This window comes from Paenibacillus sp. JSM ZJ436, assembly GCF_044383795.1.
Taxonomy (GTDB): domain Bacteria; phylum Bacillota; class Bacilli; order Paenibacillales; family Paenibacillaceae; genus Paenibacillus_AQ; species Paenibacillus_AQ algicola.
In genome coordinates this window covers 37,214-52,806 of the sequence record NZ_JBISEO010000015.1, presented here as the reverse complement: position 1 = coordinate 52,806, position 15,593 = coordinate 37,214, and the positions used below count along the sequence as shown (strand labels likewise).

15 protein-coding genes are annotated in these 15,593 nt (G+C 54.2%); 13 read left to right on the top strand and 2 right to left on the bottom strand.

Translation table 11 applies throughout. The features are described 5' to 3' along the window. Window positions 1-4: 4 nt before the first annotated feature. Window positions 5-1,291, top strand: coding sequence for an ABC transporter permease (locus ACH6EH_RS16390; protein WP_397333118.1), 1,287 nt, complete (start codon window positions 5-7; stop codon window positions 1,289-1,291). Between the two features lie 110 nt (window positions 1,292-1,401). Here the strand turns inward: ACH6EH_RS16390 and ACH6EH_RS16385 are convergent, their stop codons facing one another. After that, window positions 1,402-2,670 carry a BaiN/RdsA family NAD(P)/FAD-dependent oxidoreductase gene (locus ACH6EH_RS16385; protein ID WP_208204187.1) on the bottom strand — a complete coding sequence of 423 codons (1,269 nt, stop codon included), beginning with the start codon at window positions 2,668-2,670 and terminating at the stop codon, window positions 1,402-1,404. Window positions 2,671-3,205: 535 nt separating this feature from the next. Here ACH6EH_RS16385 and ACH6EH_RS16380 point away from each other — a divergent pair. The 9 genes from ACH6EH_RS16380 (at window position 3,206) to ACH6EH_RS16340 (ending at window position 11,332) form a co-directional block, all read left to right on the top strand. Further along, window positions 3,206-3,640, top strand: a complete 435-nt coding sequence (locus tag ACH6EH_RS16380; RefSeq protein ID WP_138224464.1) for a BrxA/BrxB family bacilliredoxin — start codon at window positions 3,206-3,208, stop codon at window positions 3,638-3,640. A 128-nt stretch (window positions 3,641-3,768) separates the two neighbouring features. Further along, window positions 3,769-4,578 (top strand): ammonia-dependent NAD(+) synthetase, encoded by an 810-nt coding sequence (nadE, locus tag ACH6EH_RS16375; protein ID WP_138224466.1) that lies wholly within the window; start codon window positions 3,769-3,771, stop codon window positions 4,576-4,578. Window positions 4,579-4,735: 157 nt separating this feature from the next. Then, window positions 4,736-5,131 (top strand): holo-ACP synthase, encoded by a 396-nt coding sequence (acpS, locus tag ACH6EH_RS16370; RefSeq protein WP_397333142.1) that lies wholly within the window; start codon window positions 4,736-4,738, stop codon window positions 5,129-5,131. A gap of 8 nt (window positions 5,132-5,139) precedes the next feature. After that, the gene (gene mutY / locus ACH6EH_RS16365) at window positions 5,140-6,321 is read left to right on the top strand and encodes an A/G-specific adenine glycosylase (RefSeq protein WP_397333117.1); all 1,182 of its coding nucleotides are present in this window, start codon (window positions 5,140-5,142) and stop codon (window positions 6,319-6,321) included. A gap of 180 nt (window positions 6,322-6,501) precedes the next feature. Further along, on the top strand, window positions 6,502-7,434 hold the full coding sequence (locus tag ACH6EH_RS16360) for a ComEC/Rec2 family competence protein (protein ID WP_397333116.1): 933 nt from the start codon (window positions 6,502-6,504) through the stop codon (window positions 7,432-7,434). Between the two features lie 110 nt (window positions 7,435-7,544). Beyond that, complete coding sequence (locus ACH6EH_RS16355) at window positions 7,545-8,102, top strand: glycerol-3-phosphate responsive antiterminator (protein ID WP_397333141.1); 558 nt, start codon at window positions 7,545-7,547, stop codon at window positions 8,100-8,102. Window positions 8,103-8,213: 111 nt separating this feature from the next. After that, complete coding sequence (locus tag ACH6EH_RS16350; protein WP_397333115.1) at window positions 8,214-9,530, top strand: ABC transporter substrate-binding protein; 1,317 nt, start codon at window positions 8,214-8,216, stop codon at window positions 9,528-9,530. Continuing rightward, a complete protein-coding gene (locus tag ACH6EH_RS16345; protein ID WP_397333114.1) occupies window positions 9,523-10,485 on the top strand; it encodes a carbohydrate ABC transporter permease in 963 nt (320 codons plus the stop codon). The genes ACH6EH_RS16350 and ACH6EH_RS16345 overlap by 8 nt, the downstream gene beginning before the upstream one ends. Beyond that, the gene (locus ACH6EH_RS16340; protein WP_397333113.1) at window positions 10,475-11,332 is read left to right on the top strand and encodes a carbohydrate ABC transporter permease; all 858 of its coding nucleotides are present in this window, start codon (window positions 10,475-10,477) and stop codon (window positions 11,330-11,332) included. Before ACH6EH_RS16345 ends, ACH6EH_RS16340 begins: the two co-directional genes overlap by 11 nt. A gap of 69 nt (window positions 11,333-11,401) precedes the next feature. Here ACH6EH_RS16340 and ACH6EH_RS16335 read toward each other — a convergent pair whose 3' ends face one another. Next, window positions 11,402-12,010 (bottom strand): superoxide dismutase, encoded by a 609-nt coding sequence (locus tag ACH6EH_RS16335; RefSeq protein ID WP_138224475.1) that lies wholly within the window; start codon window positions 12,008-12,010, stop codon window positions 11,402-11,404. Between the two features lie 514 nt (window positions 12,011-12,524). Between ACH6EH_RS16335 and ACH6EH_RS16330 the strand changes: the two genes are divergently transcribed. From ACH6EH_RS16330 to queG, 3 genes are all read left to right on the top strand, one after another. Continuing rightward, window positions 12,525-12,950, top strand: coding sequence for a GNAT family N-acetyltransferase (locus tag ACH6EH_RS16330; protein WP_208204186.1), 426 nt, complete (start codon window positions 12,525-12,527; stop codon window positions 12,948-12,950). Between the two features lie 133 nt (window positions 12,951-13,083). Then, the gene (gene lepB / locus ACH6EH_RS16325; protein ID WP_138224478.1) at window positions 13,084-13,674 is read left to right on the top strand and encodes a signal peptidase I; all 591 of its coding nucleotides are present in this window, start codon (window positions 13,084-13,086) and stop codon (window positions 13,672-13,674) included. Between the two features lie 42 nt (window positions 13,675-13,716). Continuing rightward, window positions 13,717-15,525 carry a tRNA epoxyqueuosine(34) reductase QueG gene (gene queG, locus ACH6EH_RS16320; protein ID WP_397333112.1) on the top strand — a complete coding sequence of 603 codons (1,809 nt, stop codon included), beginning with the start codon at window positions 13,717-13,719 and terminating at the stop codon, window positions 15,523-15,525. Window positions 15,526-15,593: the final 68 nt, after the last annotated feature.

Below are 15,593 nucleotides of genomic sequence, written 5' to 3'. Positions count from 1 at the left end.
GCCTATGAAGACACGTCCCGAAAATATTCCAAGCCTTGTGCAAGCTGCTCCCCGGATCCATCATCCCCGGCAGCTGTTTCGCCGCCGTCTACAGCAACACTTTCGTCAGCAGTGGTCAGCGATCAGTTCTGTCGTGGATAAGACCGTTCTGCTGTATCTAGTGCTGCTTGGTCTGCCGCTCGGCATCGGCCTGTACAGAGACTTGTGGAAGGTAACGCTGCCGCCTGAGGTGGAGCAGATTCCTTCCCTGCCGGCAGCCATAATCCTGCTTGTCCTGTTCTCCAGAGGTGTATTGCTGTTTGTGGATGCGGCAGATGCGCTGTTTCTGCGGCAGCAGAACAGGTGGATGGAAGTGCTGAGAGGGCGCGGCCTGATGTACAGCGTTCTGGCTGGAAACGTTCTGGCAGGCAGCATTACATGGCTGCTGCTCCCGCTCTGGTACAGAGTGTTTCATCTGGAAGGCTGGCAGCTGGCGGGATGGGCCTTTCTGGCTTCGGGGATCGGCTGGAATGCCAGCCTGCTGACCCACACCGTTAAGGCGAAGTATGCCGGGCTCCGCAAGTATACTCTTGCCGCAGGCCTGCGGCTGTCGTCACTTGGGATCTATATAGCTCTGCTGTCCTTGATGGGCAGTCATATCCCGGCTCTCTTCACGGCAGGTGCTGTATTTTTGGGGCTTTCCTTATGGCTCATGCGTACAAAAGCCCGGGATCCACACACGTTTACAAATGATGTCAAAATGGATGCCCGCAGCCGCGTAAAGCTGACCGACCTGCTGGTGACGCAGGCGCTCGGCAGGCTGCCCAAGGTGCGGAGCAAGACGTGGCTGTTTCGCCGCTCGCGCCGGCTGTACCGCAGTCCAGCGCCCGACAAGCGCTTTGCTTCCGCCGGGGTCAAGGCGTTCCTGCGGCAGCAGGAGAGCCTGCTGCTCTATCTGCAGATGACGTCGGTTGGTGTCCCTGCCGTGCTGGTTCCGCCTCTGCTTGTTAAACTGATCGTTTACGTGCTCATCATGCTCATCATCACCTATGTGCTGGTGCTAAAATGGAAGGGCTTCTCGGAGTCCAGCCTCGCCAAAGTGCTGCCATTTACGACGCAGCAGGAAATGCAGGCCGGCACGCTCGCTGTCCAAACACTGCTGCTGCTGCCATGCCTGCTGCTTTCGCTGGTGCTGGGCCTGTCGCTGGCGCCGGGCTGGCTCGGCCTGCTGATCGCAGCAACGGCAGGGACAGCTGTAACCCTGCTGCTCCCGCACTTCATGATGAGGCCTTCACTGGGTCGAAGAGGGTAGCGGCCGACAGCCTTAAAGCCTGCCAAGCCAAGACCCCTCGGCAGACTCCGCGCAGGTTCGCGCATCAGCCGCCCGCTGCAGCTCAAGCCCCATGCGTCCTTCGACCGCGCTTACCCCCGCGCTCCCTCGGCAGCATGCTTGCCTGCCGTGTAGCCGGTGGAGAAGGCGGCTGTAATGTTATAGCCGCCGGTGTAGCCGTGGACATCCAGAATCTCGCCGCAGAAGAAGAGGCCCGGCATGAGCTTGGATTCCATCGTCTTCGGCTGCACCTCCTTCAGGCTGATTCCGCCCCCGGTCACGAAGGCTTCCTTCAGCGAGCGGGTGCCGCAGGCGCGGAAGCTGCACTTCTTCAGCACGGCAGCCAGGGCAGTGACAGCCGCCCGGGAGACGACATTTGCCGCCGTATCGCCATCCAGCCCGGCCTGGCTCAGCAGCAGCGGAATGATCCGCTCCGGAAGCCATCCCTTCAGCACATTTTTCACAGCCTTCTTCGGCTCTTGGGAAAGACGGGAACGAATCTCCTCCTCGGCGCCGCCAAGCGAAAGGTCAGGAAGCAGATCGACAGCCATCTCGACATTAACCGTATCAAACTTCTTCTGCACCTGGCGAATAAACTGGCTGCAGCGCAGCGCAATAGGTCCCGAGATCCCGAAGTGCGTAAACAGCATATCGCCCCGATGCGCAATGACCTTCTTGCCTTTGGGGTTCCAGACCGACAGCTCCACATCCCGAAGCGACAGCCCTTGCAGCTCCTTGGAAGCAATAAACGGCTCTGTCGATACAATAGGCACCTCAGTAGGGTACAGCTCTGTAATGGTGTGCCCTGCTGCGGCTGCCCAAGGGTAGCCGTCTCCGGTCGAGCCGGTCTGCGGCACAGATTGCCCGCCTGTGGCAAGAATGACGGCTTGGCTGCGGAAGGTCTTTCCGTTCTTCAGCTGGATGCCGGCCGCCTGATTTCCTTCATATAATATACGCTCTACGGGACTGTTGGTCAGCACCTCGGTGCCGAGCTCTCTCACCTTGCCGACGAGGGCGTTCACCACGCTGGAGGCTTTATCGGTGACAGGAAACATCCGGCCGTGATCCTCCTCCTTCAGCCGAATTCCCAGACCCTCAAAAAAACGCATAATATCCCGGTTATTCCAATGCTGAAACGAGCTGTACAGAAATCGTCCGTTTCCCGGAATGTGAGCGATCAGCTCGTCCGGCTCCTTGGCATTGGTAACATTGCAGCGGCCGCCGCCTGATATTCCCAGCTTGCGTCCCAGCTTGTCTCCTTTATCAACCAGCAGAACTGAGGCGCCCTGTTCGCCGGCGGCGACACAGGCCATCAGGCCTGAGGGACCTCCGCCGACCACAATGACATCGTAATGCAGCATGTTCATGTATCTCCTTTATAAGCAGGCCTATGGGCCTGATCCATCTTCGTTAATGATTGACTTGTAAGGCTTGCAATATGTGAAGCTTAACCCGTTTATTATACCACTTTGTCTGTGTAACCCAAGCGGCTGCCTGCATTTTTTGCACTCTTAATACTTACTCTTTCCCAAGGATCGGACAATGGGGTGACTATGGATAATCTTTTCCTGCCCTAGCCATAATAAGGTCGAGATCTCACGGTAAAGGAGGCTATCACGGATATGAGCAAAAATGATTCGAAGCAGCAGCAGCTCCAGAAGCAGGAGAACAAGCAGCGCCAGGGCTCACCGGCTCCGGACAAGAAGCTGGACGGCGTTAACAAGCCCTCTACTTAGGCGGGGGTGAGCGGAAGCGGATTCCACAGACCTGGGGTCCGCTTTTTCTGCAGGTCTGCGTACATATCTTGCTTTCAGTTCATCGGTTTGTATAATATAAGTTAGCGGTTATTCCGTATTCATGAAGAATAAACTTGTTTATATAAGGAGTGGAAGCACGATGGGTATGTCTTTTGACCGATATATGCGTGATATGGTTCAGCCAATGCGCGATGAGCTTACAAGCCTGGGCATCCAGGAGCTGACAACAGCAGAGGAAGTAGAAGCGAAGCTTCCGGGAGCAGCGGGAACGGCACTTGTCGTCGTAAACTCGGTGTGCGGCTGTGCCGCAGGCCAGGCTCGTCCGGGTGTAGCCCGTGCGCTGGAGAACAGCGTCAAGCCGGATCACCTGTTCACCGTCTTTGCGGGACAGGACAAGGAAGCAACGGCGAAAGCCCGGGAATATTTTGCACCTTATCCGCCATCATCTCCATCCATCGCCCTGCTGAAAGACGGGGAGCTGGTTCATTTTATCGAACGCCATCAGGTCGAGAATCGTTCCGCCGAGGAAATTGCGGCAGATCTCGCGGATGCGTTTGACCGTTACTGCCGTTAATGCTCTAATGTCAGTAATTTCAGACCCCGTAGCATTCGGAACCACCGAGGCCCCGGGGTCTTTTTAATCACAAGGTTCTTGACATGAACCGGACACTGCGGTGTTAATTATGAAGGGAGCGAGCAAGCATGAGCCTGCAGGAACAGATTATTGCTGAGCTGGGCGTCAAGCCGGAGATCAATGCAGAGCAGGAAGTCAGACGGCGTGTAGATTTTTTGAAATCGTATGTGAAGGATTCGGGCACCTCGGGACTATTGATCGCGATTAGCGGGGGGCTGGACAGTGCGGTAGCGACCGGACTGTGCAAGCGGGCAACGGATGAGCTGACGGAGGAGCTGGGCCGGGAATTCAAGACGCTCGGCGTCTTCCAGCCCTATGGGCAGCAGCCGGATATTGAGCACAGCTATGAGACCGCCAAAGCCTTTCAGCTGAAATACACGATGGAGACGAACGTAGAGGATGCTGTGAACGAGGTGGCCCTGGAGGTTGAGCACGGGATGAAGAATATCGGTGTGCACCAGCATATGAGCATTCCGGGCAAGGGTAACGTCAAGGCCCGGATGCGGATGGTCATTCAGTATGCGATTGCCTTCGAGCAGAATCTGCTCGTGGTCGGTACCGACCATGCTTCCGAGGCGATTACCGGCTTCTACACGAAATGGGGAGACGGTGCCGTGGACATTACTCCGCTCAGCACCTTAAACAAGCGTCAGGTCCGCCAGATCGGCTCGTACCTGGGTGTTCCGCAAGCCGTGCTGGACAAGGCCCCAACTGCCGGACTGTGGGAAGGACAGACCGATGAGAAGGAGCTTGGCATCAAGTATGATGACAACAGCGATTATCTGGAGGGCAAGGAAGTGGCGCCTGAGGTCCGGGAGAAGCTGGAAAGCTACTATCGCCGAACCGCGCACAAGCGCAATGCGATTCCCGGGATCTAATGAATGAAGTCTCAGATGTACCTGCCTGAGAGCGGAATAAGAGCCTGATTAGGCTAAAGCAGCCAGTGCGCGCCGGTTTCATAGGTGCGCGCTGGTTTTTTTGATACAATAGATGGGGTTGTAGACTTTAGGGAAGCGCTAAAAGGGGCTGGCGATCATAATATATGGAATCGGGCATGACGTGCTGGAAATCAGCCGCGTGAGTCTCCTGCTGGAAGGGCGTCACGGCGAACGATTTGTGGAGCGCGTATTAACACCGGCAGAGCGAAGGCTTGCAGCAGACAAGGGGAAACGCCGGGCTGAGTTCATCGCGGGGCGCTTTGCGGCGAAGGAAGCGATCAGCAAGGCTTTCGGCTGTGGAATCGGCCATACGATCGGATTTCTGGATATGGAAATTGTGCCGGATGACGCCGGGCGGCCGGTGGCAGGCATTAGCCGGGAATGCTGGGCAAGGCTTGGCATTTCGGAGCCGGAGAGCTATAACACTCACATTACGATTACTCATCAGAGCGAGCTTGCCTCTGCTTTTGCCGTGATTGAGCGAAAGGAATGAAACAGGTCATGGACCCATTACAACAGCAACGTTATTTCAGCCAGGAGCTCCTGGACTGGTATGTCGTCATCAAGCGGGACTTGCCGTGGAGAAGGCACAGCAATCCTTATTTCATCTGGATCTCCGAAATTATGCTGCAGCAGACACGGGTGGATACGGTCATTCCGTATTTCAACCGTTTTATCGAGAAGTTCCCTACCGTGGAGGCTTTGGCGGATGCGCCGGAGGATGAAGTGCTGAAATGCTGGGAGGGCCTCGGATATTACTCCAGAGCGCGGAACCTGCAGTATGCTGCACGCCAGATTCGGGATCAGTACGGCGGCATCATGCCGAGCGGGAAGGAAGAGGTAGCATCGCTGAAGGGGGTCGGTCCCTATACGGCGGGGGCGATTCGCAGCATCGCTTTTAATGTGCCTGCACCTGCGGTGGATGGCAATGTCATGCGTGTGCTGTCCCGTTACTTCCTGATCGAGGAGAATATTATGAAGACCGGCACACGGAAGCTGATGGAGGAGCTGGTGCTGCAGCTCATTCCGGAAGGACGCGCCTCGGACTTCAACCAGGGTCTTATGGAGCTTGGAGCCTTGGTGTGTACGCCGAAGTCGCCCAAATGCTTGACCTGTCCCGTGATGGTGCACTGCCGCGGGCGGATCGAAGGCATGGAGGACAAGCTCCCCGTCAAGGCCAAGGCCAAGCCTCCCCGCCAGGAATACCGGCTGACTGCCATTATTGAGGGCAGCGGAGTCGAGAGCGGCAAGGTGCTGATCCGCAAGCGCCCATCAACGGGTCTGCTTGCCGGTATGTGGGAGCTGCCTCATATTTCGGAGGTTCCGCCTGATGGTGATGCGGCTAGGCATGTCATGCTCCCGGATGCGGCGGCGGCCAAAAAGCTCGCGGAGGAGCTTGGCAGAGAGCGGCTTCCCGTCGTCCCCGGAGAGCATGTTATGGCTGCAGAGCACACCTTTAGCCACATTCACTGGAATATGCGGGTATATACCTGCTCCTGGTCACCGGCAGTGCCGGCAATGGCCGCTGAGAGCGCGGCGGCGTATGACGCTTCTCCTTCCATCCCGGAAGCGGGCTCCTCACCGGGTCCCCTGTATCAGTGGATTACCGCAGACGATATGGAACGCTATGCGTTTCCCAACGTTTTTTTGCGCATATTGAACGCTTATTTTGCAAATATTTAACGTCTGCTTAATCCATAAAGTTATTTCAGATAACATTACCCTGTTAAACTTTAATGTAGTAAAGCGTTGGAATGGGGTAGAGACGATGAGAAAACCCGAGCACATGCTTCCTCGAGGAGGAGGACTTGTGTCCGGGTTTTTTTGCTGTGCTGAAGCCACTGCATAAAGAAAGGGGATAGCATGATTAACACGATGAAGAAGCTGCTGGGTTGGAGGAAAGCACTGGTATGGGCCGGTCTTCTGGCATGTATTCTTTCTGGCTGCTCGTTACCCTCCAAGGAGGCATTGGATTTCACAGCGAGGATGCCGGAGCCAGGTGAAATGTCGATTCGATACTTCAATCTGGAGTCGGAAGAGAAGTCGGGGGATGCGGTGCTCGTGACAACGCCGGATGGACAGCAGCTCTTGCTGGATGCCGGCGTACCGGGCAGCGGACCGAAGCTGGATGAGCTGCTGCGAGACTTAGGCATAGAGAAGCTGGATGTTGTGATCAGCACCCACCCGCATATCGACCATATCGGGGGGCTGACGACGCTGCTGCGGACGATGCCGGTTTCGGCCTACTACTCAAACGGAGTCCCGCACACGACCGATACCTACGCCAAGGTTCAAGCCGCGCTCAAGGATGAGGGCGTGGAGGAGCACATTTTGCAGGAGGGTGACCGCCTTGAGCTGTCGGAAGGGCTCAATATTGAGGTGTTAAACCCGGACCCTGTCAGCATCGGGCCGTTAGAGAAGCAACGGTCCACAGAAGAGCTCAACAACCATTCCCTGGTACTGCTGATGACGTACAAGGATACCCGGGTGCTGTTTACCGGAGACATTTACAAAACAGCAGAGTACGAGCTGATGGAGCGCTACAAAGACCAGCTGAAAGCAGATCTGATGCATGCACCGCACCATGGCGACAAAACCTCTTCTTCCGGGAAGTTTATCGATGCCGTGGGTCCAGAGCAGGTCATCATCAGTGCGAACATGCTCCAGAGCCTGGATGTATTAAAGCGTTATGAGAAGAAAGCAGATCATGTATGGACGACCGGCTTGAACGGGAATATGCTGTTCATTCTGGATGGCAAGAAGATTGAAGCCGTGCCCGAAAGGATGCCGGAATAAAAAAGAGTTTACACAAACCGAGACGTTCAAAAGGGCTTACATACAATTTACACTCTGTTTATCTTCTCCTGAAGCTCCCGTATTAAGCTGGATAGAGTCTAAAGGGGGAGATCAACATAGAACATTCTGAACGTGTAAAATTACCGATTATCGCCTCAATTACATCCATTGATCAAATCGAGGCGGCGGTGAACAGCAGTGTAGAGCGTGTTATTCTGATGGCCGGCGATATTATGAATTTATCCTCCATTGTCAAGAGCCTGCACGACAGCGGCAAAAAGGTGTTCGTGCATCTGGAAATGGTGGGCGGACTCGGCAGAGATCATTCAGCCGTGCAGTACATTGCGGAACGGTTTGGCGTTGACGGCATTGTAACGACGAAGACGAACGCCGTGAACGCGGCGCGTCAGGCTGGTATTTTGTCCATACAGCGTGTATTTGCCATTGATTCAGCGGCGCTGGAGACGGCGGTCAAGATGATCCGTCAGGCGCGTCCCGATGAGGTAGAGCTGATGCCGGGCCTGATGCCGAGAGTCATCCAGGAAATGAAGCAGAAGATTGAGCAGCCTCTCATTGTCGGCGGACTGATCCGAACCGAAGAGGAAATCAAGCAGGCGCTTGCGAGTGGAGCTAATCATCTGTCGATCGGCTCCGTTGAATATTGGTAAATGGTAAATGAAGATGCTGCTGTTCTGGGTGGAGACCCTGAGAAAACCCTGAAGAGAAGGCAGTTATTATAAGCACACATTTTAGAGGCGTAGAAAGGGGTCTTCACACTTATGAAGATGAAGAAATGGTTAAACACAACACTGGCGCTTACGCTCGCTGTCGGCTTGTCGGCTTGCGGAGGCGGCGCGGATGAAGAGGCTGCGGTAGCGATGGCCGATCCTTCCATGAAGGAGGACACAACGCCGGTTACGATTCAATACTGGCACGCCCATGCGGAAGCCCAACTGGAGGGCCTGAACCGGATGGTGGGAGAATTCGAGAAGAAATATCCTCATATCACCGTGGAGCCGGTATTTCAGGGAGCTTACGGAGATCTGCATAAGAAGCTGCAGGCTGCTGTAGCGGCCGGCGATGTGCCTGCAGTAACGAATGTTGAGGTGGCTTCCCTGCCGAACTTTGCTGACAGCGGCGTATTTGCGGACCTGACACCATGGATTGAGCGCGATCAGGTGGATACCGCTGATTTCTCAAAAGGCATGCTGGATGCCTACAGCTATGAAGGCAAGCAGTACGGATTCCCGCTGATCGTCAGTACAAGTGTGTTCGTGTATAACAAGACTATGCTGGACGAGCTCGGTGTGAAGCCTCCGCAAGCATGGGATGAGATTGATGCGTTTAATGAGAAGGTAGCGGTCAAGAACGGCGGCAAGACCGAGCGTTATGCGTTCTCCGTGCCAGGCTGGGACACCTGGTATTATGATCCGTGGATCATTAACGGCGGCGGCGATATCCTGAAGGACGATATGACGGCATCGGCCGTGCAGGATGAGAAGTCGCTGCGGTATATCGAGAACTTCAACCGCTGGATGGACGAGGGCTACATGCATATGGGCTTTGGCAAGGGAGCGTCGGACAATATGCGTCAAATGTTCCTGGGCGGTCAGATTGCGATGGTCGAGCATACCTCGGCCCTTCTGAAAATGTATCAGGAAAATGCCGATTTTGAAGTGGGTGTTTCTTTCCTGCCCGGCGATGAGCTGCGCACCTCGAACATCGGAGGCGCAGGCATCGTGATGATGGAAGGCGTTGAAGGCGTCGAAGAGGAAGCCGCGTGGAAGTTTATTGAATTTATGACGTCTGCCGATCAGAATATCGAGTGGGCGGAATCCGTAGGCTATCTGCCGACGCGCAAATCCGCGATTGAGTCACAGGAGGGGGATCAGTATTTCGAGAGATGGCCGCAGTACAAGGCCGTGTACGAGCATTTTGATGAAGTCACGCCACGCCTGCAGCATCCGGCCTATCCTGAATTCAGCACCGTGTATAAGGATGTGGTGGGAGAAATGATTCTGAACAACGAGGATCCGATTCCGCTGATGAAGGACGCAGAGCAAAAAATCAACGACATTCTGGCTGACTATGAGTAATTTAACTCTAAAATCCAGCAACAACGTAGAAGCGGCGCCCGGCAGGGCTTCCGCTTCTGCTGCTAGGCTGGTCTCTTACAGTGCGAGAGAGAAATGGAAGGATTTTGCCTTTGCGCTGCCTGCGCTTGCTTTTTTGGGCGTGTTTTTGTTCTATCCGATGATCTATTCCGTGTATATCAGCTTTACGAACTGGAATATGACACGTCCGGTGAAGAAGTTTGTAGGCACAGACAATTACACCCGGCTGCTGTCCAATGAAGAGTTCTATCAGTCTCTGAAAATCACTTTCCTGTACACTGTGATGGATGTCGTGTTGACGCTTGCCATTGGGCTGCTGCTGGCTCTGCTGCTCAATGTTACCGCCTCCAGGCTGTTCGGCTTCATCCGGGGTGTTATCTTTATGCCATACTATATTTCCATGGTCATCGCCGCGATGGTGTTCACCTGGATTTATAACGGTCAATATGGGCTGCTAAACCGGATCACAGGCTGGTTCGGCATGGAGCCGGTGGAGTGGCTGATCAATACCGGAACGGTTCTTCCCGCGCTGGTGGCCGTATCCGTCTGGAAAGGCGCCGGATTTGCTATGATTTTATTCATCGCAGGGATGCGCAGCATTCCGAATGAATATTACGAGGCAGCGGCGATTGACGGTGCAAGCCGGCTTCATACGTTCCGGCATATTACACTGCCGCTGCTGTCTCCAATGACATTATTTCTGATCATCACAACCTTTATTTCGTCCATGCAGGTGTTCCAGTCCATTGACGTAATGACCAATGGCGGGCCGCTGCAAAGCACGAATGCAATTGTGTACTGGATTTATACGATGGCCTTTGCCGAATTCAAAACGGGAAGAGCCTCGGCGCTGGTTATGATTTTATTCATCATCATTATGCTGTTAACCCTGCTTCAGTGGTTTGTCGGCAGGAAGAGGGTGCATTATGAGGGATAGCAAAATGGCGGGGCAGCGGCATTACCGCAGCCTGCATCTCCTCAGAATTTTGGCTGCTGCGGTTGTCATGCTGCTGATCGCGTTTCCGATGTACTGGCTCTTTATAAGCTCTTTGAAGACAGAAGGAGAAATGCGGCTTGCTGTACCTACCTTCTGGCCGGAAACCTTGGCGTGGGACAACTACCGGAAGGCGTTCGAGGTGATTCCTTACGCCCGCTTCTTTGCCAATACTCTGGTTATGGCTGTCGGATCGATTGTCCTTCAGTTGAATGTAGCGCTCATGGCAGCCTTTGCGTTTGCGAAGGGACGGTTCTGGGGGAAGGAATTCATGTTCTTTCTCGTGCTGGCCGCGCTTATTGTGCCGGAGCAGATTACATTTGTACCGACATATGTGATGATGTCTGAGCTGGGCTGGCTGGACACGTTCTGGGCGCTGATTGTACCGCACGGCGCTTCGGCTTTCGGTATCTTCCTGCTGCGCCAAGCGTTCAAATCATTGAATAATGATGTGCTTGAGGCGGCACGGGTGGACGGAGCCGGACGCTTTGCAATCCTGTACCGGATGCTGCTGCCGATGGCGATGCCTACGGTTGTGACCTTGGGGATTCTGATCTTTATTTCTTCATGGAACTCCTATTTCTGGCCGCTCATTATGACGAACAGTGACGATATGCGCGTGCTGACGGTCGGCATTGCCATGCTTCGTGATTCTATTGCGGGTAATGAGGCCATGTACTTCAACGTGATTATGGCGTCCAGCGTAATGGCGATTCTGCCGATTGTCATTGTATTCACAGCTATGCAGAAGCATATTGTAGCCGCTATGGCTAACTCGACTTTTAAGTAAATATGACAAGCAAAAAAGCCGTCCCGCTGCAGATGCAGCGGGACGGCTTGAAGTGCTGGGCAGGCGATATTACTTCGCGCTGTCGTAGCGTTTGCCGACTTCTTCCCAGTTAACAACGTTCCAGAAGGCGGAGATGTAATCTGGGCGTTTGTTTTGGTATTTCAGGTAGTACGCGTGCTCCCATACGTCCAGGCCGAGAAGAGGCGTTTGGCCTTCCATGATCGGGCTGTCCTGGTTCGGCGTGCTGGTTACAGCCAGCTTGCCGTTGTTCAGCACGAGCCAAGCCCAGCCGCTGCCGAAGCGCGTGGTTGCTGCTTTAGCGAAATCTTCTTTGAATTTATCGAAGCCGCCCAGCTCGCTCTCGATCGCGTCAGCCAGTGCACCGGTAGGAGCGCCGCCGCCGTTAGGTCCGATGACTTCCCAGAACAGGGAGTGGTTTGCATGGCCGCCGCCATTGTTGCGAACGGCTGTACGGATATTTTCTGGAACGGCATCCAGGTTTGCAATGAGATCCTCCAGGGACTTCTCTTGAAGCTCAGGAGCGTTCTCCAGCGCTGCATTCAGGTTCGTTACATAGGTGTTATGGTGACGGTCGTGGTGGATCTCCATCGTTTGTGCATCGATGTGAGGCTCCAGCGCGTTGTTTGCATAAGGCAGAGATGGTAATTGAAATGCCATAGTGAAAAAAACCTCCTGTAATATGTTTTTTTATGAGTAAAGGGCTGCTCCCGTAACGGGAGAACCATTTATCACACGGTGAATCCATATATGTAATTGTCCATTCCTCCATATTTTAAACCTTTCTGATGGATTAAATCAACTTTTGAGTCCGAAAACGCTGCGCCATCTTGCCCTGCTGCTCTCGTCACTGCTTTTTTTCGAAAACAAGTATGTTTGGACAATGTAAAGACAAGCTGGCGTTTATTTTAACCAAATTCTGATCGACTTGCTGGATTAAAGGAAAATGGAATAAAGATCTTGATATGTAATCGCTTTATATGAAGCGCTTACAGAAGAAAACCCGTGAATTTGAAAGAATTATGTGGTTTAATGGACAAGAAAGCGGGTTTTTCGCCATTTTTGTAGTCATCATTATTGTTAGGTTTGCATCAACGGAATACTATAATATTGTAAAATGCAATATTGTAAACCGCGTAAACCGTACCATGCTAACGAAAAGGGAGATTTTGAAATGCATATTCGTTCCTTTCAATTAAGTGACTGTAACCGGGTTATTGAGCTGCTGCAGGTTGCATTGTCTGAAGAATGCTACGAAAACACAATGGAGCCATTTTCAAGACAGCTCGCCTGGGATTCCGACCTCATCATGGTCGCGGAAGAAGATGGAATGCTCGTCGGTGCGTTGATCGGTACGATTGAGCGCAATCACGGGTGCTACTACCGGATCGCAATTCATCCGGATTACCGCCGAAAGGGAATCGGCAAAGCGCTTGTATCTTCAATGGAGCAGCGTTTTCAATCACGCAAGGTCAGCCGCATCCTTGTGGCTGGAGATGAGCATAACGCCGCCGCCATGCCTCTTTACGAAGCGATGGGATACGGAGCGAATAAAATTTTGACTGCATTTCAGAAGCTGAGCATCGTAGCCCAGCCGTGAAGGTCAAGATCGTATTTTGATATGGAGCATATCCCGGGTCGTTGCAAATGGACCTGAGATATGCTTTTCTATTAGTATGCCGGATGAGGCCAGGTATCGCGGCCAGGCTATTCTCGAGTAAAGAAGGTGTACAATGGAACAGACGGTACCCCCGGGTTCCTCCGGAAATAATGATGCGCCTAAAGGCAAGAAGGAAGCCAGCTTTGCAGCCGAGCTGTGGGACTGGATCAAGACCATTGCCATTGCCTTTGCCATCATGCTGCTGCTGAATATGTTTGTTTTTAACCTGTCGATGGTGAAGGGCGAATCGATGGAGCCGACGCTGACGGCCTCGGAGCGCCTGTTTATTAATAAAATTGGATACCGCTTCGGCGACCCCCGCCACGGGGATGTCATTGTGTTGAAGGATCCCAGTGACGGTCCGGACAAGAAGGAGTTTCTCGTGAAGCGGATCGTCGGAGTGCCTGGCGATACAGTGGAGGTCAAGGGCCACATTCTGTACGTGAATGGCAAAGCCCAGAAGGAAGAGTATACAGATGTTCCGATCGAGGACCCGGATTACGGACCGGTTACCGTGGAAGAAGGACATTATTTCGTGATGGGAGACAACCGTCATTTTCAAAAATCCAAAGACAGCCGCAAATTCGGCACGGTGGAACGGTCGGAAATTGTAGGCAAGGCCGAATTTATTTTCTGGCCGCTGTCGGAGATTAAAGGGCTGTAGCTCCAGCAGGAGTCAAACAGCCTGCCATAAGGAGGCGTGGAGATGCATTCCGCACATGGGGCTTATGCCCCGGCGCCTTCCGTCTGGGAGGCGCTAAAGCAAGAGATCAAGCTGGCTGCGCCAGATATGGGCATTGATGACATCGGATTCGCATCAGCGGATCCATTTGTGTCCCTGCGGGGAATTCTGCAGCGTCATCGGGAGCTGGGCTATGAATCCGGCTTTGAGGAACCGGACCTGGACAAGCGCGTTACGCCTGCCTTGCCGGGCACCCAGCCAGCATCGCTCATTGCGATTGCGGTAGCCTATCCCGCCAAGATGAGCAATCCCCCGAAATCCCAGCCGGGGCAGTACCGGGGCATCATGGCCCGCTCGGCCTGGGGCAGGGATTATCATCAGGTTCTGCGGGATGCCATGCAGCGGCTGGAGGCGTTCATTCGGGAAAAAGTGCCGGAGGCCGTGCTGGAGAGCATGGTGGATACCGGAGCTTTATCAGACCGCGCCGTGGCTGAACGAGCCGGCATCGGCTTTAGCGCCAAGAATTGCGCTATTATTTCTCCAAAGTTCGGCTCCTGGATTTATCTGGGTGAAATGGTCACGAATTTGCCGTTTCCCCCGGATCAGCCGGTCACCGAGGACTGCGGGGAATGCACAAGGTGCATTGATGCTTGTCCGACAGATGCCTTGGTCGGTCCGGGAGTGCTTAATGCTCAGCGGTGCGTTTCTTTTCTGACGCAGACCAAAGGATTTCTGAGCGATGAATATATGCGCAAGATCGGCAATCGCCTTTACGGGTGCGATACATGTCAGATTGTATGTCCCAAGAACAAGGGACTGAACTGGACGCATCATGCGGAGCTGCAGCCGGATCCCGACAAGGCGAAGCCGCTGCTGCTCCCGCTGCTCGATATGAGCAACCGGGAATTTAAGGAGGCCTTTGGCGACACCTCGGCGGCCTGGAGAGGGCGCAAGCCGATCCAGCGTAACGCCGTGATCGCCTTAGGTAATTTCAAAGATGCATCTGCAGTGCCGAAGCTGAGCGAAGTGCTGCTGAAGGATCCGAGGCCGGAGCTGCGGGGAACTGCTGCTTGGGCTCTGGGCCGCATTGGAGGCGAGGAAGCGTTGAACAACTTGAATAAAGGCATGAAATCCGAGCAGGATGAACAGGTTCGGAGCATGCTGCAGCAGGCGCTGCAGCAGCTGACTCCGGAAGAAGCCGCTGCAGGCTCCTCTGCGCCAGCGGAGGTGGACGGTGGAGAGCGCACAGCCGGTCAGCCCGCAGCAGTCGGCGAGCCGATGGGAACGCCGGTTATTCCGGCAGAGGTGCTTTACTACGATGAGGTCCAGACGCCGATTGGCACATTAACGCTTGTTGCATCGCCTGCGGGGATTTGCCTGGTGGAGTTTGGTCCCTTTACGGTGAAGGAAGCAGTGCTTCAGCAATGGTCGCGGACCTGGGCCGGCGGAGCGGGCTATGAGCGCAGCGAAGAGAAGCTTAGCTCCGCAGTATCCCAGCTGGAGCAATATTTCCGCGGGGAGCTGAAGGAGTTTACCCTTCCGCTGGATCTGCGCGGCACGCCGTTTCAGGTGCAGGTGTGGACCGCGTTAAACGATATCGCCCATGGCACGGTCCAGTCCTACGGAGAGGTCGCCGAAGCGATCGGAAGACCGAAGGCTGTTCGAGCGGTCGGCGGCGCTAATAATAAGAATCCTGTGCCGATCATTGTTCCCTGCCACCGCGTCATCGGTACAGATGGAGCACTGGTTGGCTACGGCGGCGGCGTGGAGATCAAGCGTGCTCTGCTCCAGCTGGAGGATGCACTGCCTGCAAGGCGGGGCTCAGAGGCCTGATCCTGGGGCCGCTTGGAGGAGAAATGACACGTTTTTTTCATTTGCTGTCCCTGATGGGACATGCTATG